The sequence below is a fragment of the Amycolatopsis sp. lyj-84 genome, from assembly GCF_046549075.1.
Lineage (GTDB): Bacteria > Actinomycetota > Actinomycetes > Mycobacteriales > Pseudonocardiaceae > Amycolatopsis.
This window is the reverse complement of sequence record NZ_JAJPWO010000028.1, coordinates 1-23,624: the sequence shown is the minus strand read 5'-3', so window position 1 is coordinate 23,624 and position 23,624 is coordinate 1. Positions and strand designations below refer to the sequence as shown.

At 68.1% G+C, this 23,624-nt stretch carries 20 protein-coding genes; 8 read left to right on the top strand and 12 right to left on the bottom strand.

Annotated features, from left to right (window positions below; translation table 11 throughout):
* Positions 1-328: 328 nt before the first annotated feature.
* From ACLJRM_RS43580 to ACLJRM_RS43570, 3 genes are read right to left on the bottom strand one after another with little or no spacing between them, the layout of a single operon-like run.
* On the bottom strand, positions 329-1,531 hold the full coding sequence (locus tag ACLJRM_RS43580; RefSeq protein WP_101612759.1) for an ROK family transcriptional regulator: 1,203 nt from the start codon (positions 1,529-1,531) through the stop codon (positions 329-331).
* Complete coding sequence (locus ACLJRM_RS43575; protein WP_410666373.1) at positions 1,528-2,709, bottom strand: hypothetical protein; 1,182 nt, start codon at positions 2,707-2,709, stop codon at positions 1,528-1,530. The genes ACLJRM_RS43580 and ACLJRM_RS43575 overlap by 4 nt, the downstream gene beginning before the upstream one ends.
* Before the next feature lie 30 nt (positions 2,710-2,739).
* Complete coding sequence (locus ACLJRM_RS43570; protein ID WP_410666372.1) at positions 2,740-4,065, bottom strand: DHA2 family efflux MFS transporter permease subunit; 1,326 nt, start codon at positions 4,063-4,065, stop codon at positions 2,740-2,742.
* Between the two features lie 140 nt (positions 4,066-4,205).
* Between ACLJRM_RS43570 and ACLJRM_RS43565 the strand changes: the two genes are divergently transcribed.
* Together ACLJRM_RS43565 and ACLJRM_RS43560 are read left to right on the top strand one after the other, a co-directional pair.
* Positions 4,206-4,784, top strand: coding sequence for a TetR/AcrR family transcriptional regulator C-terminal domain-containing protein (locus ACLJRM_RS43565; RefSeq protein WP_101612757.1), 579 nt, complete (start codon positions 4,206-4,208; stop codon positions 4,782-4,784).
* Positions 4,785-4,800: 16 nt separating this feature from the next.
* Complete coding sequence (locus ACLJRM_RS43560) at positions 4,801-5,586, top strand: isocitrate lyase/phosphoenolpyruvate mutase family protein (RefSeq protein WP_410666371.1); 786 nt, start codon at positions 4,801-4,803, stop codon at positions 5,584-5,586.
* Positions 5,587-5,604: 18 nt separating this feature from the next.
* On the opposite strand, the gene ACLJRM_RS43555 is transcribed toward ACLJRM_RS43560, so the two are convergent.
* Complete coding sequence (locus ACLJRM_RS43555) at positions 5,605-6,267, bottom strand: response regulator (protein ID WP_101612755.1); 663 nt, start codon at positions 6,265-6,267, stop codon at positions 5,605-5,607.
* Positions 6,264-7,811, bottom strand: a complete 1,548-nt coding sequence (locus ACLJRM_RS43550) for an ATP-binding protein (RefSeq protein WP_101612754.1) — start codon at positions 7,809-7,811, stop codon at positions 6,264-6,266. The genes ACLJRM_RS43555 and ACLJRM_RS43550 overlap by 4 nt, the downstream gene beginning before the upstream one ends.
* Before the next feature lie 132 nt (positions 7,812-7,943).
* Between ACLJRM_RS43550 and ACLJRM_RS43545 the strand changes: the two genes are divergently transcribed.
* From ACLJRM_RS43545 to ACLJRM_RS43530, 4 genes are all read left to right on the top strand, one after another.
* Positions 7,944-8,912 (top strand): Bug family tripartite tricarboxylate transporter substrate binding protein, encoded by a 969-nt coding sequence (locus ACLJRM_RS43545; protein ID WP_101612753.1) that lies wholly within the window; start codon positions 7,944-7,946, stop codon positions 8,910-8,912.
* Positions 8,909-9,406: a tripartite tricarboxylate transporter TctB family protein gene (locus ACLJRM_RS43540; protein WP_101612752.1), complete on the top strand. Its 498-nt coding sequence runs from the start codon at positions 8,909-8,911 to the stop codon at positions 9,404-9,406. Before ACLJRM_RS43545 ends, ACLJRM_RS43540 begins: the two co-directional genes overlap by 4 nt.
* Positions 9,406-10,923: a tripartite tricarboxylate transporter permease gene (locus tag ACLJRM_RS43535; protein ID WP_410666370.1), complete on the top strand. Its 1,518-nt coding sequence runs from the start codon at positions 9,406-9,408 to the stop codon at positions 10,921-10,923. Before ACLJRM_RS43540 ends, ACLJRM_RS43535 begins: the two co-directional genes overlap by 1 nt.
* Positions 10,924-11,232: 309 nt before the next feature.
* Positions 11,233-12,669, top strand: a complete 1,437-nt coding sequence (locus ACLJRM_RS43530; RefSeq protein ID WP_101612750.1) for a DUF1996 domain-containing protein — start codon at positions 11,233-11,235, stop codon at positions 12,667-12,669.
* Positions 12,670-12,871: 202 nt separating this feature from the next.
* Here ACLJRM_RS43530 and ACLJRM_RS43525 read toward each other — a convergent pair whose 3' ends face one another.
* The 6 genes from ACLJRM_RS43525 to ACLJRM_RS43500 form a co-directional block, all read right to left on the bottom strand.
* The gene (locus ACLJRM_RS43525) at positions 12,872-13,561 is read right to left on the bottom strand and encodes a hypothetical protein (RefSeq protein ID WP_101612749.1); all 690 of its coding nucleotides are present in this window, start codon (positions 13,559-13,561) and stop codon (positions 12,872-12,874) included.
* A gap of 121 nt (positions 13,562-13,682) precedes the next feature.
* On the bottom strand, positions 13,683-14,384 hold the full coding sequence (locus ACLJRM_RS43520; RefSeq protein WP_037307965.1) for a Crp/Fnr family transcriptional regulator: 702 nt from the start codon (positions 14,382-14,384) through the stop codon (positions 13,683-13,685).
* Positions 14,385-14,413: 29 nt separating this feature from the next.
* A complete protein-coding gene (locus ACLJRM_RS43515) occupies positions 14,414-14,779 on the bottom strand; it encodes a hypothetical protein (protein ID WP_101612748.1) in 366 nt (121 codons plus the stop codon).
* Positions 14,780-14,829: 50 nt separating this feature from the next.
* Positions 14,830-15,345 carry a hypothetical protein gene (locus ACLJRM_RS43510; RefSeq protein ID WP_101612747.1) on the bottom strand — a complete coding sequence of 172 codons (516 nt, stop codon included), beginning with the start codon at positions 15,343-15,345 and terminating at the stop codon, positions 14,830-14,832.
* A 1-nt stretch (position 15,346) separates the two neighbouring features.
* The gene (locus ACLJRM_RS43505) at positions 15,347-17,107 is read right to left on the bottom strand and encodes a substrate-binding and vWA domain-containing protein (protein WP_101612746.1); all 1,761 of its coding nucleotides are present in this window, start codon (positions 17,105-17,107) and stop codon (positions 15,347-15,349) included.
* 36 nt (positions 17,108-17,143) lie between these two features.
* Positions 17,144-19,774: a P-loop NTPase fold protein gene (locus ACLJRM_RS43500; RefSeq protein ID WP_410666369.1), complete on the bottom strand. Its 2,631-nt coding sequence runs from the start codon at positions 19,772-19,774 to the stop codon at positions 17,144-17,146.
* Between the two features lie 193 nt (positions 19,775-19,967).
* Here ACLJRM_RS43500 and ACLJRM_RS43495 point away from each other — a divergent pair, with 193 nt between their 5' ends.
* The gene (locus ACLJRM_RS43495) at positions 19,968-20,519 is read left to right on the top strand and encodes a snapalysin family zinc-dependent metalloprotease (RefSeq protein WP_101612744.1); all 552 of its coding nucleotides are present in this window, start codon (positions 19,968-19,970) and stop codon (positions 20,517-20,519) included.
* Positions 20,520-20,619: 100 nt separating this feature from the next.
* Here the strand turns inward: ACLJRM_RS43495 and ACLJRM_RS43490 are convergent, their stop codons facing one another.
* On the bottom strand, positions 20,620-21,819 hold the full coding sequence (locus ACLJRM_RS43490; RefSeq protein ID WP_410666368.1) for a cytochrome P450: 1,200 nt from the start codon (positions 21,817-21,819) through the stop codon (positions 20,620-20,622).
* 184 nt (positions 21,820-22,003) lie between these two features.
* Between ACLJRM_RS43490 and ACLJRM_RS43485 the strand changes: the two genes are divergently transcribed.
* The gene (locus tag ACLJRM_RS43485) at positions 22,004-22,924 is read left to right on the top strand and encodes a helix-turn-helix domain-containing protein (RefSeq protein WP_410666382.1); all 921 of its coding nucleotides are present in this window, start codon (positions 22,004-22,006) and stop codon (positions 22,922-22,924) included.
* The last annotated feature ends 700 nt before the right edge of the window (positions 22,925-23,624 follow it).

Here is a 23,624-nt window from a genome sequence, read left to right as displayed (position 1 = left end):
GCCGTAACAAACTTTGTTACTTAGCCAGCGAAAGTAGGGTGGTGCGTGTCACTCGTCAAGGTGACAACAGGACAGAAATGCCCGCCGTCACCCGAATAGCCGTCCAGATCGGTACAGACTTTCGTACTTATCGAGCGAAAGTCTGTACGATCTTGACGTTACTAATCGGAATCAGGTGGGTGCTCACCGTGCGGATGGGAGGTCACTCAGCGCTTCCGGTCTCCGCTTCGCTCCGCCTCCAGCGCGTGCAATGAAAGGCCCGTTCCTTGCAAATTTTGCAAGGAACGGGCCTTTCATTGCACGCGCGATACCGCAGAGCCGAGCGCGGTCAGCTACTCAGCGTGAAGGCACGGTCCGTGGCGGACCAGGCGGCCCCGATGACGCCGGCGGTGTCCCCCAGTTCGGACAGCACGATCGGCAGGTTCCCGGTCGCGAGCGGCAGCGACCGCCGGTAGACCGAGCTGCGGATCTCGGCGAGCAGCTGATGGCCGAGCTGCGCCACGCCACCGCCGATCACGACCATGCCCGGGTTCACGAAACTCACCAGCGAGGCCACCACCTGGCCGAGCCGCCGCCCGCCGTCGCGGATCAGGTTGACCGCGCCGAAGTCGCCCGACGCGGCCGCGCGGCCGACGTCCTGGGCGGTGATCGCGCCGCGGTCCGCGACGACGTCGGCGAGGTACGCCGACCGGCCGCTGCGCGCGAGCGTCAGTCCGTCGCGGGCCAGCGCGGCGCCGCCGAAGTACGCCTCCAGGCAACCGGTCTCACCACAGACGCAAGTGGGCCCGTAGTCGTCGAGACGGATGTGCCCGATGTCGCCCGCGGTCCCCGCGACACCGCGGTACACCTTGCCGCCCAGCACGATCCCGCAGCCGATGCCGGTACCGATCTTGACGAACACCAGGTCGTCGGTGGAGCGGGCGACCCCGGCGTGCCGTTCCCCGAGCGCCATCGAGTTCACGTCGTTGTCGACGGTGACCGGGCAGCCCAGCAGCCCGCCGAGATGGTCGCGGACGGAAAACCGGTCCCAGCCGGGCATTATCGGCGGCGCGACCGCCATGCCCTCGGCGAAGCTCACCGGCCCCGGCAGGCCGATCCCGGCGGCGATCAGCTTGCCCGGCGCCTCCTCGCGGATCTTCTCCGCGAGGGCGCTCACGCGTTTGAGCACGGCGTGCGGTCCCTGCCGGACGTCGCAGTCCTCGACGGTGTGCACCAGCACCTCGCACGAAGCGTCGGTGAGGGCGACCCCGACCGAGGTCGCGCCGATGTCGACGGAGAGCACGCGCAGGTCTCCCGCCAGGCGCACCAGCGTCGACCGCCTGCCGCCCCGGCTCGCCGACGGACCCGCGGTTTCGACGAGGCCGACCTCGGCGAGGCGCGCGACTTCGGCACCCACCCGGGCACGCGGCAGCTCCAGCCGCTCCCCCAGTTCGACCCGGGACATCGGGCCCTCGTCCCGCAGCAGGGTGAGCAACTGGGTCTGGTGCCGGGTTTCGACCATCGGATGCTCCGTGGTGGATGCCGTGCTCATTCAGCCGAGCCTACGGCGTTACGGCCGGAAGTGGACGGCGGTGTGGGCCGTGGCGCCGATTCGACAATTTTCTTCGGTGCCACCCCCTTCCGGAACATCCTGGACAGCCGGCGCTCGACCTGTTCCCGGCCCAGCCTGCGCACCAGCGCGAGATAGAAGGCGGCGGGCGCGACCGGCGTCCACGAATCGATCCGGTCGGCGCGGAGCAGGTGCCCGACCACGTCGGGCACGGTGAAACGCACGAATTCGATCTCCTCGTGTTCCCACTGGTCCGCGATTCCCCGGGTCATCCGCGCGGCCAGTTCCGCCGCGGTCAGCGTGTGCAGCGAGGCGACGAACACGCATCCCCATTGACTGGTCCGCATGTCCACGTCGAAGGCGAGCAACTCCAGGCGGTACTCCGAACCTTCGAGACCGAGTTCTTCGAGCAATCCTCGTCTCGCAACGTCGTAGAGCCGCGGCGGCGTCCTCCCCTGTGAGTCCAAAGACCGGGAAAGCGCCTCGTTCACCGAAGTGTCCCAGCATCCCGGAAAAGCTCCCACCACTTCGCTGCGCTTGGAAAAAACTGTGAACTCGTCGGCCGTTACGACGGCGACGTAGACGCCGAAGCTCGCCCGCATGAAGTCGGGCACTTCGGCAGGCGAATACGGATCGAGGTATTTCCGCCGGAGGGTGGCGCCGTCCGGCAGTACGCGATCCAGTTGCTGAGTGGCGAGGAAGGTGAAGTAGTCGGTGCCACGCAACCGCAGGGTGACCCCTGGCGACTCGTCCACCCCCAGCCGCTGGACCGAGAACCCGGCCACCGCGTACGTCCGCCCGTTCCAATGGGCCTGCGTCCCGTCGCGACCGCGCTCGGCCTGCCGTTCGGCCACTTCCCGTCGCAGTTCCTCGATCTCCTCGGGAAGCTCCACCTCACCGGGATCGACCACGATCCGCACGGCCTGTTCGTCGATCACCTGACGACCGTCGCCCTCGATGAGGACCACGGTCGTCTTCAAGGGTCCCAACCGAAACTCGGCTCCGGCGGCGGGAAGCGTCCCGTGAGCGCGGGCACGGCGGATCTTGGTGCTCAGGCCGTTGAGCGCGTTCTTCAATCCGTCTTCGAACAGGACGGACAGCAGCAACCCCAGTACCGCGCCGACCAAGAGCCCGACCATCCCCGAGCTGAGCTGTTCCACAGCAGCTAGTCGCGGATCCGGGGGAGATCATTACAACCTGTCCACTGTGGACTTTTCGGCGCGCATCAGGATCCACGCCGGGATCAGCACGATCGCGGTGATCCCGGCGATCCACCGATGCGTGTCCGCGATGACCGACGCGGACCCCGGAGCGGCGGCGAAGCCCACGGAGACGACCACGGTCAGGATCGACGTCCCGAAAGATCCGCCGATCCGTTGCAGCATGGCGAAGATCGGCATCGCGTGGGAAATCCGCTCCCGGGGCACCAGCATCAGCCCGGCGGCGAGCGCCGGGGTGGTGGTCAGGCCGATGCCGCAGCCGCGGACGACCTGCACGGCCGAGAGCCACCGGTAGTCGTCGGATCCGGTGAGCAGTGCCAGCGGCACCGTCCCGATGATCGTGACGATCAGCCCGGCGAAGATCACCCGGGCGCCGCCGATCCGGTCGGTCAGCCTGCCGGCCATCGGAAGTGCCGCGACCGTGCCGAGCGCCAGCGGGGCGGTCAGGAACCCGGTGGCGACGAGACTCTCGTGGCGGACGTCGAGGTAGTACAGCGGCAGGACGATCATCGCGCCGAACAGCGCGGCCCCCATCCCGAAGATCACGGCGGCGGCCGAGGAGAACGCGCGGTCGCGGAACAGCCGCAGTTCGAGCAACGGCGCCCGCGACCGTGACGCGGTGACCACGAAGACGGCGAGCAGGATCGCCCCGGCGATCGCCGGGAACGGGGTGGTTTCCACGACGCCGTAGACGAGCAACGGCAGCCCGGTCACGGTGAGAAGCAACCCGCGCAGGTCCAGCGGTTCAGCGCCGGCGGGAGTCTCCCTCGGCAGCCATCTCCGGCCCAGCAGGAGGCTGAGCACCGCGAGCGGCACGTTCACCAGGAACAGCCACGGCACGCCGAGCCCTTCGGTGAGCACGCTGCCGAACAGGGTCCCGAGCACCGGCGCGAGGTAGATCGGGATGCTCAGCACGGCCATCATCCGGCCGAGCCGTTTCGGCCCCGCCGTCACCGCGAACAGGATCTGCCCGGCCGGGACCAGCAATCCGCCCGCCGCGCCTTGCAGGACACGGAAAACGATCAGCGCCTCGATCGACGTCGCCATCGCGCAGAGCGCGGAGAACACCGCGAACAGACCGACGCACAGCAGCCAGAGCCGGGTCGTCCCGAAGCGGCGGCTCGCCCAGCCGCTCACCGGCACCATCGCGGCGAGCGCGAGCAGGTAGCCGGTGGCGACCCACTGAGCGGTACCGAGCGAGGCACGGAATCCGGCCGCGATCGTGCCGAGCGCGATGTTCACCACGGTCGAGGTGAACATCGACAGGAACCCGCCGAGGGTCAAGATCGAGGCCATCCCCCACAAAGCGGGGGTAATGCGCTCGTCAGCGGCACGCCCGATCATCCTACCTGCCTTTCTTATCACCGTTAAGATCTTAACGGTGATAAGATCGACTGGAGTTGTCAAGTCCGATACGGACCGGCGAAAGTGTGCCCATGGTCGTGAGACGGGATGGCTACGTTCGAGCCGCGCTCGAACTCCTCGACGAGGTCGGGCTGGACGGCTTGAGCCTGCGCAAGCTCGGGGAGAAGCTCGGCGTGCGGGGTCCCGCGCTCTACACGCACTTCAAGAGCAAGCAGGCGTTGCTCGACCAGATGGCCGAAACCATGCTGGACGACAACCTCGCCCCGCTGAACGATCTCGCGGCGATGGACGATTGGGCCGGGTGGCTGACCCGGCGCGCCCGCACCATCCGCCGCACGCTGCTGTCCTACCGGGACGGCGCCCGCCTGCACGCCGGTTCCCGCCCGACCGGGCGCTCGGCGATGACGCCGCTGGTCAAACCGTTGCGGGAAGCGGGCTTCACCGAAGAGGACGCGACGCACGCGATCCTCGCCGTCAGCCGGTACACCCTCGGCTGCGCGATCGACGAACAGCAGCACGTCGAGGGAGACTCGGCCGTCGACCATGCCGAGGATCCGGCCGCCTCCTTCGAGTACGGTCTCGCCCGCTTGATCGCCGGACTCCGGGCGGACGTCGATGTCGCAAAACCGCCAGACCAGGATGTCGCATAACTGCTGGAATGGCGGCATGACGACCGACAACGCCCGGCTGTTCCGTTCCCTGCACGTCCCGTCGAGCCCGCTGGTGCTGGCCAACGCGTGGGACGTCGCGAGCGCCCGGCTCATCGAGGACGCGGGCGCCGCCGCGATCGCCACCACCAGCGCCGGGGTGGCGTGGAGCCTCGGCGCCCCCGACGGCGACCTGCTCGGCCGTGACCTCGCGGTGGACCTGATCGCCCGGATCGCCCGCCTCGCAACGGTTCCGGTGACCGCGGACATCGAAGGCGGCTACGGGGACACTCCCGGCGACGTCGGCGAGACCGTCGCGGCCGTGGTCGGCGCGGGTGCGGCCGGGATCAACATCGAGGACGGCCCGCGTCCGCCCGAAGAGGTGGTCCCGCGGATCGCGGCGGCCCGCGCGGCGGACGGCGACGTGTTCGTCAACGCCCGGATCGACACCTTCCTCAGGGGGCTCGGCGGCGTGCCGGAAACGCTGGAGCGCGCGGCCGCGTACCTGGCGGCGGGCGCGGACGGGATCTTCGTTCCCGGCGCCACCGACCCCTCCGTGATCGCCGCGCTCGTCGAGGGCATCGACGCGCCGGTGAACGTGATGGCCCACCCCGGCGCGCCGAGCGTGAAGGAGCTGGCCGCGCTCGGGGTCGCGCGGGTGAGCGTCGGCTCCGGGATCAGCCAGGCCGCGTACGCCGTCGCACGGGAAAGCGCCCGGGAGCTCTTCTCGACCGGCACCTACTCGCGCCTCGAAGAGTCCGTGGACTACGGCGTCCTCAACGGCCTGCTGAACCCCCGCAAGTAGTCCTCTAGTCGCGGGGGGTCAGGACCAGAGGTAGCGGCGCTCGGGGCGTCCCGTCCCGCCGTACTTGAGGGTCACCTCGGCCTTCCCCGTCGCCACGAAATGCTCGAGGTACCGGCGCGCGCTCACCCGCGCGACGCCGGTCGCCTCGGCGCATTCGCTCGCGGAGATCCCGGCGGGCGCGCCGCGCAGCGCGGTCTCCACCAGCCGCGCGGTCTCCGCGGTGAGCCCCTTGGGCAGCACCGGTTTCGCGCTCGGCCGCGCGCCGAAGACCTGGTCGACGTCGGCCTGCCCGGCCTCGGCGAGCCTGTCCAGCCGCTGGTGCAGCGTGGCGAAGTGGGTCAGCTGATCACGCAGGGACGCGTACTCGAACGGCTTGATCAGGTAGTGCAGGACCCCGCCCCGCATCGCCTGCCGCACGGTTTCCACGTCGGTCGCCGCGGTGATCACGATGACGTCGACGTCTTCGGTGGCCCGCAGCTCCCGCAGCACCGAAAGCCCGTCCAGATCGGGAAGATAGACGTCGAGCAGGACCAGATCCGGCTTCAGTTCCCGCGCCAGCCGGATCGCGTCGGCGCCGGTGTGCGCGACCCCGACCACGGCGAACCCGTCCGTGCGCGCGACGTATCCACTGTGGACCTTCGCGACCATGAAATCGTCGTCGACGACGAGGACCCGGATCATCGCGGCAACCTCGCGGTGAACACGGCACCGTCGTCGTTGTGCACCTCGACGGAACCGCCCCGCCGGACGCACGCCTGCCGGATCAGCGCGAGCCCGAGACCACGCTGACCGTGTGCGGCGGCCTTCGTGGTGAAGCCGTGCTTGAACACTTCTTCCGCGATCTCCGGGGCGACTCCCGGACCGGAATCACGGACCTCCACCCGCACTTCGTCCTCCTCTTGCCAGACCCCGACCTCGATCCAGCCCCGTTCGCCGACCCGCATGGCCGAACTCAGCGCGTCCAACGCGTTGTCGACGAGATTTCCCAGCACCGTCACCAAATCCGTGGAAAGCGCGTCCTCGACGCGGTCCAGTTCGCTGTCCGGCGCCATTCGCAGCCCGACACCGCGTTCCGCGGCCAGCGACGCCTTCGCGATCAGCAGCGCCGCCACCGCCGGATCGCCGACGCGCGAACCGACCTCCGCACGCCACTCCCCTTGCGCCGAACTGATCCGGCTCACGTAACCGCGAACCTCTTCGTATTCCTCGAGTTCCAGCAGCCCGGAGATGGTGTGCAGCCGGTTGCTGAACTCGTGCGCCTGCGCCCGCAACGTGTCGGTGGCGTGTTTGCTGGCGTCGAGTTCGTCCCGCAGCGTCATCAGATCGGTGCGGTCCCGCAGGGTGACCACGGCCCCTCGTTCGTCGATCGGCATCCGGTTCAGCGTCAGTACCTTCCCTTGCCGCAGCACGATCTGGTCGGCGCCGGTCGCGCGGCCGGTGAGCAGATCGCGGATCCGGTCGTTGAGGTCGAGGTCCTCGACCGACCGGCCGACGGCGTCCTCCGGCAGCGCCAGCAGCGCGCGGGCCTGATCGTTCACCAAGGTGATCCGGTGCTGCGGGTCCAGCCCGACGACGCCCTCCTTGATCCCGTGCAGGAGCGCCTCCCGGTTCTCCACCAGCGCGGTGATCTCGTGCGGCTCCAGGCCGAGCGTCTGGTTCTTCACCCGCCGCGCCAGCAGCAGCGAACCGCTCACGCCGATCACCAGCGCGACCCCCAGCACCCGCAGGGCGTTGTCCGGCGAGTCGAGCACGCCGGCGAAGAAGCCGGGCGACTTCGAGCCCGCGGCGACCATGCGGACCACCCTGCCGCCCTTCGCGTCGAGCACCGGGACGTGCGCCACGATCGAGCCGTCCAGTTCGCCGACCCACGACCGTCCGGAAAGGACGGTGCTCTCGCCGATGTCGAGCGTCGTCCTCAGCTGACCCGGATCCGGTGACGCCAGCACATAGCGGTCCGCGCCGGCGATCACGACGGAGTCCACGCCCGAGAAGCTCCGCGCGGTTTCGGCGGGGGCGTTCAGTTCGAACGGGCCGTTCTCGAGGTCGCCCACGACCCCCTGCGCAGCGACACTCTCCGCGACCGAAAGCACCCGGCGTCCCTCCGTCGTGCGGAAGTTGTTCCCCGCCTGGGTGACGGCCAGTACGCCCACCGCGCACAGTAGGCAGGTGACGACAACCAGTTGCCACACGAGGAGCTGGCGGGCCAAGGAACCCCGAGCACCCATCGCCACCTCCGCGTGACCAAAACGACCACAACAACCATTGGGCCCGCAAGCGGGACATCTCTGTTTACACGAGTGCAACATGTCCAACCACGCGGCAGAGAGGCGGGGATCACAGTGAAGCCCAGTAACTGGTTGGCCATCGCAGCGGCGCTCGTCGCCGTTTTGCTGGTGCCACCGTTGCTCACCCCGGGTGGCGAGGCCGACGAGGGCTCGCAGATCCGGTCGTTGCGGGTACTCGTGCCCAACGCGCCCGGCGGTGGTTACGACATCACGGCCCGCACGGCGACCAAGGCGATGGAAGACGCCGACCTGCTCGGCAACGCGGAGGTGTTCAACCTCCCCGGCGCCGGCGGCACGGTCGGCCTCGGCCGCACGGTGGCCGAACGCGGCAACGGCAAGCTCGTCATGTCCATGGGGCTCGGCGTCGTCGGCAGCGTGTTCACGAACAAGTCGCCGTCTTCGCTGCTCGACACCACGCCGGTGGCGAAACTGATCGAAGAGTCGGACATCGTCGTGGTCGGCAAGGATTCGCCGTACCAGAACATCGGTCAGCTGATCGAGGCATGGAAGAAGGATCCCGGCGCGGTCCAGGTCGGCGGCGGTTCGTCACCCGGCGGGCCGGACCACCTGGCGCCGATGCTGATGGCGAAGGCCGTCGGGCTCGCGCCCAAGGCGGTCAACTACGTCCAGTTCGACGGCGGCGGGGAACTGCTCGCGTCGGTCCTCGGCGGCAAGGTCGCGTTCGGTGTCTCGGGCATCGGCGAGTACCGCGACCAGATCGCGGCGGGCACGCTCCGGGTGCTGGCGGTGACCAGCGAGAAGCGGATCCCCGGCGTCGACGCGCCGACGCTCTCGGAGTCCGGCGTGGACGTCAAGTTCACCAACTGGCGCGGCATCGTCGCTCCGCCGGGCATCACGGACGCGGACCGCGCGAAGCTGGTGAGCCTGTTCGACCGGCTGCAGAAGACGCCGCAGTGGCAGGAAGCCTTGCAGCGCAACGGATGGACCGGAGCGTTCGCGCCCGGGGAGCAGTTCGGTTCGTTTCTCGAAGAGGAGAACACGCGAGTGGCAACGGTGCTGAAAGAGCTGGGTCTGGCATGACGACCACGTGGCTGAAGGAGCGCTCCGAACTCGGGGTGAGCGTGGTACTCCTGGTGCTCGGCGTGCTGGTGCTCACCGACGCGCTGAGCATTCCCACCGATTTCGCCCAGCGCGGGCCGGTGGGGCCGAAGGCAGTGCCGATCCTGGTCGGTTCGCTGCTGCTGCTCGTCGCCGTGCTGCTGGCGCGCGACGTGCTGCGCGGCGGCAAGGGCGAGGCCGAAGGCGGCGAGGACATCGACCTCACCGAGCCCGCCGACCTGCGCACGGTTCTGTTGCTGTGCGCCGCTTTCCTCGCCAACGCGGCGCTGATCGGCCTGGTCGGTTTCCCGATCTCGGGCGCGATCCTGTTCTGGGGCGCGGCGTACGCGCTCGGCAGCCGGAACCTGGTGCGTGACCCGCTGATCGCGGCGGGCATGTCCGTCGCGACCTTCCTGGTCTTCAACAACCTGCTCGGTGTCCCGCTCCCCGGTGGCCCGTTGATGGAGGTGTTCTGATGTTCCAGCAACTCATCGACGGCTTCGGTACCGCGCTGACCCCGACCCATATCGCGATGGCGGCGATCGGGGTCCTGCTGGGCACCGCGATCGGCGTGCTGCCGGGCATCGGCCCGGCCATGGCGGTGGCACTGCTGCTCCCGGTGACCTACGGACTGGAGCCCACGGGCGCGTTCATCATGTTCGCCGGCATCTACTACGGCGGGATGTTCGGCGGTTCGACGACGTCGATCCTGCTGAACACCCCTGGCGAGAGCGCGGCGGTCGTGGCGGCGATCGACGGCAATCCCATGGCCCGCAAGGGCCGCGGCGCGCAAGCACTGGCGGCGGCCGCGATCGGGCACTTCGTCGGCGGCATCCTCGGCACGATCGCGCTGGTCGTGCTGGCCCCGGTGATCGCGAAGCACGCGGTCGACATCGGCGCGCCGGACCTGTTCGCGATCATGGTGCTGGCGTTCATCGCGGTCACCTCGGTACTCGGCAGCTCCCGGATCCGCGGCGTGGCGTCGCTGCTGATCGGCCTCACCATCGGCCTGGTCGGCCTGGACGAGATGACCGGCCAGCAGCGGCTGACCTTCGGCTCGCTGCACCTGGCCGACGGCATCGACGTGGTGATCGTGGCGGTCGCGCTGTTCGCGGTCGGCGAGTCGCTGTGGGTCGCCGCGCACCTGCGGCGCAACGCGTTCGAACCGATCCCGGTCGGCAGGCCGTGGCTGTCGCGCGCCGACCTGAAGCGGACGTGGAAGCCGTGGCTGCGCGGACCGCTCATCGGGTTCCCGTTCGGCGCGGTTCCCGCCGGTGGCGCCGAGATCCCGACGTTCCTCTCGTACGTCACGGAAAAGCGGCTCTCGAAGCACAAGGACGAGTTCGGCAAGGGCGCCATCGAAGGCGTCGCGGGTCCGGAGGCGACGGCTTCGGCGTCGGCCGCCGGAACGCTGGTCTCGATGCTGACGCTCGGCCTGCCGACCACCGCGGTCGCAGCCGTGATGCTGGCGGCGTTCCAGCAGTACGGCATCCAGCCGGGACCGCTGCTGTTCGAGCGGGAATCGTCGCTGGTGTGGGGCCTGATCGCCTCGCTGTTCGTCGGGCTGACGCTGCTGCTGGTGCTGAACCTGCCGCTGGCGCCGCTGTGGGCGAAACTGCTGCGGATCCCGCGCCCGTACCTCTACGCGGGCATCCTGTTCTTCGCCAGTGTCGGCGCGTACGCGGTCAACGCGGACATCTTCGACCTGCTGGTGATGTTCGTGATCGGCCTGATCGGCTTCGCGATGCGCCGCTACGGCCTGCCGGTGCTGCCGGCGATCATCGGCGTCATCCTCGGCCCGGCCGCCGAGCAGCAGATGCGGCGCGCGCTGCAGCTGAGCGACGGCAGCCTGACCGGGTTGTTCAACACCCCGTTCGCGATCGTGGTCTACGTGATCATCCTGCTGATCCTGTTCTTCCCGTTGATCAAGCGCTTCCTGCCTGCCCGTCCCACCGCCGACGAGGCGGAGCCCAAGGACAAGGTGGACGCCTGACCAGTGGGAATCACAAGGAAGGCCCGGTCTCGACTGCCCCGAGACCGGGCCTTCTTTCGTACCGTCGCCGCACGGTTTGAACCCCTTCCGGTCGCCGTACGTGTGCGGGGCATCACCTCGATTTAATATAACGAAAAGGTAACGGAGAGATCGCGTTTTGAACCGGCTGTCCGCTGGGGCCGTTTCAGCCAACGCGGAGTCAGTGACGCCGGCGCTGCCGGCGCCGCATCCCCCGGGCTTCGCGCAACGACACCGAACGAGGTGAACAAGTTCATGCCCCGTAACCAAAGATCCGCCGGCCGCCACCGCATGGCACGCCGTACCAAGGTCGCCACCGGCGCCATCGCGCTCTCCCTCGCCGTCGGCGGGATCGTCGTGATCAACACGACCGGAACCCCCGACGCGGCCAGGGCCGACGGCGCGGACAAGTCGTTCTTCATCGACATCGCGAAGGTCCCCCGCGGCAACAACGTCAACCTCGACCTCGCGAAACGAGGCGCCCGGGGGACGTTCACCGTCGACTGTGGCCGCAACGAGAACGGCCACTTCAACGGCGACAACTTCATCGCGCAGCCCGGTGTCCGCAACGGAGCCGAGCATCTCCACGACTACGTCGGGAATCTTTCGACCAACGCGGACTCGAACAACAAGAGCCTGCTGCGCGCGGGCACCACCTGCAAGAACGGCGACAAATCCGCCTACTTCTGGCCGGTCATCCGGATCAACACCGAGGAAGAGGAAGAAAACGAGCGGGCGGCCGACGCGAAGCTCGCCGCCGACCGCGCGAACGCGGCCAAGGACGAGGCCGCACCCCAGGTCGACTGTCCCGACGTCGCGAGCGAACTCGACGAGGTCCCCGACCAGGCCATGCCCGCGATCGACGAGAACCTCGACAAGCTCGACAAGGAGTCCGACAACGCGGACGGCCAGCTGGCACAAGGGAAACAGGCCGCCCAGGTGCTCGAAGAGCTGAAGAACAAGCGAAAGCCGTCGATCAAGCAGATCAGCGACGCCATGAAGCAGGCGGGCAAGCCGGTCGCGAAGAACGAAGACCAGCTCGCCGGCTGCGCGGTGAAACAGAACGGCGAAGGCGGCCTCGACAACGGCGGCCAGAACAGCGACGTCAGCAAAGCCGGCGACGCCGAGAAGAAGAAGTCCGACGGGAACGCCGCCGATCTGCCCGGCGTCGACGACAACAACGAGATCGGCGACAACGAAGGCGAGATCCAGCGTCCCGAGAAGGTCGACCTGACCTTCACCAGCGGTGGCGCCCGCCGCGTCGTCGCGATGCCGAAGTTCCTGCGCGTGCTCTACGGCGACGCCAAGCAGAGCACCAACGGCCCGGCCAACGCCCGGCCCAGCTGGACCTGCACCGGCTTCGAGGACCGGCTCACCGAGCTGTACCCGATCTGCCCGCGGGGCAGCAAGGTCGCGCGCATCCACGCGTTCCCGAACTGCTGGGACGGGAAGAACACCGACAGCGCCAACCACCGCACGCACATCGTGTTCTCCGACCGCAACGGGAAATGCCCGCGCGGCTTCAAGAACGTGCCGCAGCTGCGGATCACGCTGGTGTACAACATCCCGCCGAACATCCAGGCCGCCGGGCAGTACGCGGTCGACGCGTTCGCGCAGGAGAAGCACAACCCGCGCTCCGACCACGACGACTTCGCGAACGTCATGTCGCAGCGGTTGATGAACCAGCTGGTGAAATGCGTCAACAGCGGAAAGCGCTGCAGGCAATAACGACAAACTCGTGAGTGGTAAAGACGGTTCTAACCGTCTTTACCACTCACGAGGCTCGTAGCGAGGGCGCGGCGGGGATGACCCGCGCCCCCACCCCCCGCGCCGGGGGTCCGGTTTCTGGCCCGGCGTAGGGGTACCGGGCCAGAAACCGGCGAGCGATACGGCCTTCCCTCCCTGGAAGCCGGACCGCCCGGTCTCGGGGTCAGGCCGTCGTGGACAACCGGCTCACCCGGTCGAACACGAGCGGCACCGCGACGGCGGGGTTCAGCTCGGCGAGGACCGCGTCCGCGTCCAAGCCCGGCAGGTGGATCCACGCGCTGTCCGCGAAATCCGGGGTCGTGACGCTGATCCTGGCGCAGCGGGCGGGCGGGACCAGCGCGACCCCGAACGGTTCGACCACGTTGCGGAACACCGATTGCGAGACGATCATCCCGGCGCCGAACTTGTCGCCCGTCGGGTCCAACCGGCACCAGTAGCCGACGGCGTCGTTGAAGGTCGAGGCACACAGCAGCCGGGTCAGCGTGATGTACGTGCGGTGGTAGCGGTGGTTGTCCGCCATCGGTCCCATATGGACCGCCACCCGGGCCCGCATCGGGACACGGGCGTAGCGGTTACGGGTCCGAAGCAGATGGTCCAGGTGGAACACGACCTCGCAGAGCTGCCCGACGGCCCGGTCCGGATACGCGACCATCAGCCCGTCCCCGGTCTCCCGGAAGTGACGCGCTTCCCCCGGCGCGAGCCCGACCGCGGTGAACGAGCGGGAGACCAGCGTCTCCATCTCGGTCTTCATCGGGTCCAGCAGGTCATCACTGGCCTTGGACGAACCGACGATGTCGACGGACAGTACGGCGTGGGTGTGCGCGTTGTAGTGGCCTGAGGTCAGCACCTGCATCTCTGCGACCCCTCCCCTGATCGGTGAAAACTGGCGGCAGAAAGCAGTGTTCCCACTCGTCACCGGAAGTTCTGTTCGGAACCGAACAGAACCTGACCCCGCCCTGGTCAACGCCAGTGAGCTAAGTCACACCTTTTTCCGTGATCACCCGCAACGCTTCGCGGTCGACGACAGTGATCGCACGGCGCGAACTGGCCACAACTCCCGCCTTCCGGAGCTTGTCCAGTGCCTGCGCGACCATGGTCCGTCCCATCGGGATGAACTGCGCGAGTTCGTCCTGACTCAGCGGGATCCCGATCCGCCAGCCGGCGGGCGTCCTGATCCCGCAGACGTCGACGAGGTAGTCCAGTCGCGTCGCGACCCTCGCCACCGCTTGCGGTTTCCAGGACTGCGTCCGCTGTCGCTGGGCGAGCACGAACCGGCGGGCGACACTGACGAGCACCTCCCGCATCGCCGACGGATGGTCCAGCAGGAAACGGTTGAACTCGCTCGCCGCGATCCGCCGGACGTGGACCTCCTCGATGGCGACGACGTCGGCCATCCGGATCCCGCCCGCGATCACCGCGATCTCGCCGTGCAGATCGCCGGGCACCCCGACGTCGAGGATGACCGTCGCCCCCATCCGGTCGGCGCTGGTCACCTTCACGTAGCCGTGTCGCAGCAGCATGACGAAGTCGCCGGGCTCACCGGCCCGCATCAGCGCCTGTCTGCTCTCGTAGGTCTGCGGGGTGCCCATCTCCAGCAACCGGGCACGGACGGGTTCGTCCAGTCGCTCCAGGAACGGACGTTCTCTCTCTTCGGCGGCCTCTGGGCCCAAACCCACGAAACACCCTCCCAGGCAGTCGTGAACACCTATCGCGGAGAGTAACCGAATCGGCCACCCGATCCGGCGGCGGAACCATCGTGGGTGGTGAAAATGCCCAGCCGGACCAACTCCGACGTGATCCACTCGGCCAGCCGGTGCAACGGTCCGTCTTCGGCCTCGACGAAATAGCTGTCCACGATCTGGTGTCGCCTGTCGGCGTGCTTCGCCGCGTATAGCAGCGCTGACCGTACCTCCGACACCTTCAACGGAGCGACCTTGATTCCTGGAGCGGGCCGCACGGTGCTCTTGGCGGCCATCACCGCCAGCACGGCTTCCTCCAGGCTGAACCGGTGCTCCACCGGTACGACCACATGTTCCACGCCCTCGACAACCCGGCGCCCGATCAACGGCATGCTGTCAGATCAGCATGACGCACGGCCGTAGTCTGTTCGGCACCGAACACTCAGCGTGGTTCGACCACCGCGATGGCGTCTTCGAGCCCTTCCCGGTACAGCCTCATCCGCTCGACGAGCATCACCGGATCCGGGTTCTCGTCCCGCGCGTGTCGCTCCAGCTTCTCGGTGGTCTGCTTCACCGTGACGCGCAGTTCGACGACCGCGGACGAGTTCTCGCCCTTCAGCTTTTCGAGTCTCGCCACCGCTCGCCGGAAGACCGCCGAAAGCTCCGTTTCGCCTGGCTGCACGATTTCGATGGCCGTCAGCGCCCGCCCGAGCAGGCTGTAGTGGTCGTAGACGGCGGCGGGCTCCGGCGCGCGGACCTCGCGCACCCTCCTCTTCGATCGCTTGCCGTTCAACACGAAGAACGCGACTTCGGCGGGGAACAGCACGGCGAAGGCGGCCACGCCGCCGAAGAGCCAGGCCTGCGGATGCGGCACGGTCACCGCGTGACCGAGCAGGCAGGCGATCAGCGTCAGTACCCCGGCGACGACGTGGAACGGCCGGTTGTCGTGATCGGCCATGTCAGAAGTTACTGAAGACGTTGACGAACATCTTGTCGATGCCCTGCGGATCCACGGCCTTGTAGCTGCGCGCCTTGGACTTCAGCGCGATTTCGTCCAGCACGCGGCTGTCCGCCTGCGCGCCGTAGGCCATGGTGAAGATCCGGACGGAGTTGTCCAGCCGCTCCGCGTCCACGGCCTGGAGCATCTGTTCCTTGGTCGTCCCGGGCGCGGTGTTCTCCCCGTCGGTCAGGAAGACGACGGCGTTGATGAGGTTCGGGTCGAACTCCCGCCGCATCTTGTCGTTGGCGTCCACCACGGACTTGTACAGTGCCGTTTCCCCTTTCGGGGTCAGGTTGTCGACCAGGTTCAGCATCGGCCCCCGGACGTCTTTCACCTTGCCGATCGGCATCTTTTCCTCGGGCCCGTTCGTCGAGAACGTCCACAACCCGACTTCGTCCTCGGGATGCAGATATTCGAGCTGTTTCTTGATCGCGGGTTTCAACAGGTCGATCCGGGGCTCGGAGTACGGCTTGTCCTTGCGGTTCTTGTCGAACGGTTCGTTCATCGACCCGGACAGGTCCAGCACCAGGAGGATCCGGCCGCGCCGCTGCGTGTACTCCCAGCCGTCGAGCATCTTCTGGATCTGTTCACCGGTGGGGATCCTGATGGCCTGAGGTTCGGCGATCCCGTCGGTGTGCACGCCCTTGGCGAGCTTGTCGTTCCCGCGGCCCTCGGGATCGCGGAAGCCGAGATCGCGGAAACGGTCCTGTTGCGCCTGTTCCCGCAGGAAGGCGTAGAAGTCCTTGGCCGCCTCGCGCTGTTCCGGCGAGGCCTTCGCCGTGGTCAGGAAGGGATGATCGATCAGCATCGTGCCCTCGTCCGGATGCACGGCGACGAGCGGCCGGTTCAGCGGGGCGGGCTTGTCCTGCAGCTGTTTCGGATCACCGGTCGGGGCGCCGTGGTTGTAGAGGTAGACCATCTGTTCCTGCATCGCCATCGCGCTGATGTAGGGCGTGGGCTTCTTCCGGTCCTCTTCGTACAACGTCTTCAGGAAGGCCACCGAATCGTCGCTGTAGTAGGCGACCGACGCCTCGATGCCGCGGACGAACTGCACGGCGTCCGCCGACTCGATCTTGCCGTAGTCGCCGCCCGTCGCCGCGAAGTAGGTCGAGATGGTCGCGGCGAGCCCCGAGGTCGAGCGGCGCGGATTGTCCTTGCCCAGCGTGAAGTTCCCCCACTGCGCGTTCTTCGACCGGGTGGAGGCCCAGCCGCCGTTGCGGTTCACCTCGAGCACGTCCCGCCAGCCGATGCCCTTCTCGGGCCAGCCCAGTTCCTTCGCCATTGGCTCCGGCATCGCGATCACCATCGGGCTCGTCGCGAGCGAGGTCTTCGGGCCGCCCTGGAGCAGGTCCCCCTTGCCGCGCTGACGCAGCAGATCGAGCCAGAGCGACGAACTCGGCATCCAGACCTGGGGTTCGGGCTGCCGTTCGTCGAGGTCGTTCCAGCCGTCGGCGATGAGGTCGAGCGTGGCACCCGAGGTCTTCTTGAACGCCTCGATCTTCGCGCACCGGCCGCCGTCGAACGTCCGGTCGGTGTTGTTGTACCGCTCGGCCAGTTCCCCGATCAGGTCGCCCTTCTCCGTGGAAGAACTGGTGATCAGCCGCACGCAGTCGGTCCTGGCAGCGTTCGAGGGCGCGGTGACCGTGGCCGAAAGGAGAACGATCACGACCGCCCCGACGAGCGCGCCGAAGACGAGCGAAAGCCAGCCTGATCTCCGCATGTGCCGCCCCCTAGCCGTTGTAGCGGGCAAGTGTAGCTACAACGCGGTTCCCGGTTCTGTCTCCTCGGTCACCAGATCGTAGGTTTCGAAACTGAAGCGGGCGAGGGTGCCCACCCAATTCCGATACACCTGTAGATCATCGAAGGATTCGACGTCTAGCCGCCATTCAGGTGGAAAGGCATCGGACAGCGCTTCGCCGCCGGACAGCGCGACGAAGGTCGAGCGCGCGGCGTCCGGATCGGCGACCAGCAGGGTCAGCAGGACGAGCACCGCCCGGTAGGGGCCGCCGACGAACCGCGTCAGTTCCGCGTCGGGAATGCCGATGCGGACGAGCCGGTAGAGGTTGACCAGTTTCCGGATCTCGCGCGGTGTGTTGAGCCTTTTCCGCAGCACGTGGACGAAATCGCGTTCGACCTCGGTGAGCCGCAACCGGTCCGGCCGCATGTTGTAGAACGTCGGCGGGGCCGTGTCCTTGACGATGACCTCCGCCTGTTCGCCGCTTTCACCGCTTTCGCGGGTGTCCCCGTCCTCCGGCCATTCCTCGTGCCCGCGCGACGCCGGTGCCCGTCCTTCGATCGGCATCAGGGCGTCGATCAGCTCGTCCGCCGCGGCTCCCATGGGGCGCAACGCGAAGACGATCTGGAAGATCTTGTCGAGATACTCGGCCCGCCGCGCTTCCCCGGCGCCGAACAGTTCTTCGTGATGCTGGTCGAGGCAGCGCCGCAACCACCGCGGATCGACGGCCACCACCACGACGAACGCGGGCAGGGCCAGCAGCAGGTGCACCGCGGCCAGTACCTCGATCACCTTCGACGGCGGGCAGCGGTCGAGGTCGTCGATGTAGAGCACGATCCGTTCCAGCGGCGGCTCGCCCTTGCCGCCGGCCAGCAGCCATTCCGTCCGCGCGTCGGCCAAGTCGGCGCTCAGGTCCGCGAGATCTTCCCTGACCCGGGCGAAAACCCCTTGGTGGTCACCGTATCTGCCGGTCTTCGCCTCTTCGATCAACTCACCGAGCCGGGTTGCCGCGTCCAATCGACGGAGCCGCTCCTCGGTCTCCCGGAGCTCGGTCTCGAACCGTTCCGCCCGTTTGTCGACGTCGTGCCGCAGTTTGTCCAATGTGGACTTCACCGGCGCGAGGGCCGACTTGGCGGTGGTGAGCGCCGGGGTCAGCACCGCACCGAGCGCGACGATCGCTCCCGCCGCGGCGAGGATCGCGTTGTGCCACAAGGCCCAGCCGGTGATCGCCGCGGCGAGGCCGAGCACGCCGGAGACCGCGTAGCCCGCGACGGCGAGCCGTCGCCGTCGGCGTTCGGCGCGGTCCACCCCGGACACCAGGAGCCGCCAGCGCCAGGTGAGCGGGGAATCCGCTTTGATCGCGCGGAGGCTCGCGAGCCTGGTCCGCAACTCCTCGCGTTCGGCACGGACCTCGTCGGCGTCCGCGTGCGTCTCGGGCGCACCGAGGTTCCGGAACAGGTGATCCACCAGCCCGACCCACAGATGGTCGTCGTGGTACTGCCAGGCGTTGAACCGGATCTGCCGGATCTCCCCGGCGAAAACGCTGTTCGCCGCGTTGCCGCGGGAGCGCCGGGCCAGTTCGGCCACCCGGTCCGCCACCTGCCGCACGAAACTCGACTTTCCGGACCCCCACGGGCCCAGCAGCGCGACGCACAGCGGCGGGCTGGTCTCGCGGTCGGCGATGACCGCGGCGAGGGTGCGCACGTCGTCCTGGAAGCCGATCAGGTCGACCGGGCTCTCGACGTCGGGGGTGATCCGCGGGCGCGCCCGTCCCGGTTTGGGCTCGACGAAGCCGGTGCCGTCGACCTGGTTGCCGAAGCGGTCCCACACCCGGATCGTGCGGTCGTCCCCGACCGTGACGATCTTCTCGTTGCCCGCGGTGCACGCGATCGCGCGGACGTTCCCCTCGTGTCCCTTGAGGAGGGTGTAGTCGGCGGGGTTGTCGATCTCACGGACGCAGACCTCGCCGCCGGAACCGCCGGAGAGCACCAGTTCGCCGTCCGGGCTGAAGGCCAGCACCCGCACCACACCGGCGTGCCCGGGGAAGACGAGGGCGGGATCGCCTTTGCGCCCCCACAACCGGACCGTCTCCCCCTCGGCGGACAGCACCCGCGAACCGTCGGGCGAGACCGCGACGACGTGGACCGCGCCCGCGCCGCCGAACCGGTAGTGGGAAACGACTTCCCCGTCCCACAGCCGCACGCCGCCGGTGTCGTCACCGGCGACCACGACCCGGCCGTCCGGGGTCACCGCGACCGATTCGATCTCCGGGCCGCCGGTGCGGAGGCCGCGGACCGTCACGCCGTCCAGCCGCCGGACCTCGACGGTGCTTCCCGCGCCGGACACGGCGAAATCCTTCGCCACCGCGACCGTGAGTGTCCGCTTGGTGGTCTGGACCTCTGGGGGTTGCGCCTCGCGGCCCGTGAGCCGCCAGCGCCGCACCGTCGCCCCATCGCAACCGACCACGTACCGACCCGAGATACCCACCGCGAGCACCGGCCGATCGTGCCCGCTCAAGGCGAACCGCTGCGCGCCGGTCTCCAGGTCCCACACCCGCACGGTCTTGTCCGTACCGCCGGTGACCAGGCGGTTTCCGTTCACGGCGACAGCGAGGATGGGTTCTTCGTGTCCGGTGAATCGCGCCGTCGTCATAGCCGCACAGTCTTCCGGTCGAGTCAAGATCATGGTTAACGACAGGCGACTATCGGCGGGTACCCCGACGACCTCGACAGGTCCTAACATCACGCGGAGGCAACGGAGGACTACTCAGAGATCCCTCCCGCCAGAACAAAAGTGTCGACACTGCTCCGAAATTCCAGCACGCCTTTAACGCGAGGAGTTCAACGTGCTTCGACGTACCTTCGCCGCGGTGCTCACCGGCGCCGCGCTCTCCATCTCGGTGCTCTCGGCACCCTCCGCCGGTGCCGCCGAGATCATGGCGACCACCCTGACCTACGACGACAGCCAGGCCGCGGAGTTCAAGGACGCGGTGACCGCAGGCGTCAACGTCTGGAACACCAACGTCACCAACGTCCGCCTCGTGAAGGCGACGCCGGGGCAGCGGGTCAACATCCGGATCATCGCCGACAACGGCTGGCCGCGCGCCACCCTCGGGCCGGTCCGCCCGAGCGGCCAGGTCACCGTCTGGTACGGCAGGCAGGCCGTCCAGCAGGGCTACAACAAGACCCGGATCGCCTCGCACGAGCTGGGCCACAGCCTCGGCCTGCCCGACGTGAAGCCCGGGCCGTGCTCGTCGCTGATGTCCGGCTCGACCGGTGGCGTCAGCTGCGCCAGCGTGAACCCCAACGCCCAGGAGAAGGCCCGGGTCCAGCAGCTCTACGCCGGCACCGCCGTGCAGAGCGCCGACGCGGGCAAGGTCCTCGTGGACGTCGGCTGATCCCGCGCCAGGGGGTGCCCCGCCCGGCACCCCCTGGCCAGGGCGACGTCCTGGTCGTGCATCGTGCGGCGTTCGCGGTCGACCTCGAGTTTCATCGCGGTCACCAGGCCACCGGGAGCGCGTACACCCCGTAGATGTCGGAGTCCGTCCGCAGCGGGACCTCGTCGGACGGAACTGCCAGGCGCAGTTCCGGGAACCTGGCGAACAGCCCGGTGAAGGCGACCTTCAGCTGGACTCGCGCGAGCTGCTGGCCGAGGCACTGGTGGACGCCGTGTCCAAAGGCCGCGTGCCCGGCCGTCTTCCGCCCGACGTCGAGCCGATCGGGCTCCGGAAACTTGAGCGGATCGCGGTTGGCGGCCATCGCCGAAATCGCGACCGCCTCCCCCGCCTTGACGAGCTGCCCGCCGATTTCGACGTCTTCGAGCGCGGTGCGCACACCGGTGTGCGCGATCGTCAAGTACCGCAAGAGTTCCTCGACTGCGCCTTCCATGCTCTCCGGCTTCTCGCGCAGGACGGCGAGCTGGTCCGGATGCCGGAGCAACGCGAAGGTGCCCAGCCCCAGCATGTTGGCCGTGGTGTCCAAACCGGCCCCCAGCAAGAGGAACGCGATGCCGGTGAGCTCTTCGTCGGTGAGTTCCGTGGTGACCAGTTCGCCGAGGATGTCGTCGGCCGGCTCGGCCCGTTTGGCCACGACGAGCTTGTAGAGGTACTCCCCCAGCGCGTTCATGGCGGCTTCCTGCTCCGCGAGCGAGGCGTCCGGCAGGTTCAACGGCAGGACGTTGCGGCGGAAGAACTCGTGGTCTTCATAAGGGACCCCGAGCAGTTCGCAGATCATCAGCGCCGGGATGGGCTGCGCGAAGGCCGTCACCAGATCGGCGGGCGACCCCTGCCGCTCCATGGCGTCGAGATGCTCGGTGGTCACCTGCTCGACCCTTTCGGTGAGCAGGCGCATCCGGCGGACGGTGAACTTGCCGGTGAGCAGCCTGCGGTACCGCGCGTGCTCCGCGCCGTCCATCTTGATGAACATCCCCGGCGCCGCGGGCGGCGGCACCACCATCGCCGCCGGTCCCGGCAGCGGTGAGTGCAGGAGCTCCTGTCGTGCACTGAAGCGCGAGTCCGCGATGATTTCCCGGATGGTCGCGTGCCCCGTCGCGAGCCAGCCTTCGTGACCGTCGGGGAACGTCAGCCGGGCGAGCGGGTGCTCGTCACGCAGCGTGCCGAGTGCGGCGGGCGGGTCGAACGGGCAGCCCCGCGGCCGTTCGAGGGGCAATTCCGTGAGATGGGGTACTGAAGTCGTCATAGCTGTTCCTCCCAGATCTTCAGCCATGACAAAAGGCTACGTTGCGTTCATGGATCGCTCAAAGTTCTGATCTGGCTTTTCTTTCGTAATAGCTGGTAGATTTCCTGAAATCGTTGCAACTGTCTTGCCGATGAAGGCAACGATGCGTTGCAATGATTTGCCACTGAACGCACCGGAGGTGCCCATGCCGGGCGGCAGGCTGACCCAGGAAGACCGGCGACTGATCGCGTCCTGGCTCAAGGACGGTCTCGGATACGCCGAGATCGCCCGGCGGCTCGGGCGCCCGACGTCGACGATCAGCCGCGAAGTCTCGCGCAACAGCGGGCACTCCGGCTACCGCGCCGAAGAAGCGAGCCGGGTGACCGGCGAACGCGCGCGGCGCCGCAAACCGTTGCCGCGAGCCGTCCCCGTCGTCCAGAACGGCTACGGGCGGGACCCGGCGGCCGTGCGCCTCTTCGAAACCGAGTTCGCCGAGATGATCGTGGCCACCGGGCTCCCCCGGATGACGGCACGAGTGCTCGCGTGCCTGGCCGTCAGCGACGACGGAGTGCTCAGCGCGGCCGAACTCGCCCAGCGACTCCAGGTGAGTCCGGCGTCGATCTCGAACGCCGTGGCCTACCTCGAAGCGCAGGCGATGCTCAAGCGGGAACGGGACGGCCGGCGGGAGCAGTACGTCATCGACGAGGAAATGCCGCAACGAGTGTGGGCCGAGAGCGTGCGCGCGAACCAGGAATGGGTCAAGATCGCCCGCCAGGGCGCCGAAGTCCTCGGCACGTCGACGCCGGCGGGCGCCCGCATGGACGACCTCTCCCGATTCCACGCGCGCATCAACGAAATCATGCTGGACGACCGAGTGGCGGTCTTCGCCGCCGACGCGGTGACCGTACTCGCCGCCCTGCTGCACGCGGGACGACCGCTCGCCCTGGAGTCGCTTTCCGCCGCCTTGGGCTGGCCGCCCGAGCAGGTGGCCGCCGCCGTACGGGTCGCCGTCGAGCACCCGCACGTCGCCGGTCCGGTGACGGTGGTCGTCGAGGACGGGACTTATCGCGCGGTCGCGCTGACGGAACGGCTTACTGCGGCGCAGTTGGTGGCTTTGGAGTCTTGAGTGGTGGCCGTTTTTCGGCGATACGGCGGGGACAGCTGACCGACGGGACTTGTTGCCGCTATTCGGCAAAGGGCTGGCGCGGTGACGGCTGGGTGGGCAAACACCACCGCGGAAAAGCGTGGCCGATTCCCGGTAACGCGCGGAGACAGCGACGGATGGCCGCTAGGGCAGCGGCTACAACAGGACCGTTGCCGCCGTTCGGCAAGGACCAGAGTGGTGACGGGCCGGTGCGAGTCTCGATATAACTCAACGCCCCGATAGCAGTCGCCGCAGAGATCCCCCAAACGACCGGTGGCTCCTTTGGCAGTACGGTAAAACAGCGAGGGGTATGACGAAGGCGCTAACCCTCAGCTCGCGGGCTGAGGGCTCTTCGCGGTTCACGGTGTCCGGTTGCCGGTTTTCGGCGATGGGGTGGAGTGGGTAGTTCCGTAGGCGGGTGGCTCAGGACCGCGCAGCTGGCCGTGCTGAGAACGGGAGCGGTGGCCGGTTTTCGGTGAAGGTGTTCTGAGCGGGGGCGGTTCCGTTGGAAGAGCGGTTCGCGGCTGGTCGCGTCGGAAGCCTGGGGGTGGCCGTTTTTCGGCAATGGGCTTAGAACGGTGGTGGTTCTTCGGTTGTCGGGCGGGGTTGGTGTAGTGGTGGTGGGGTGCTGTCGTGGCTCTGTCCGGTGGGGGTGGTGATGGTGAGGGTGCCGTCGGGTGCG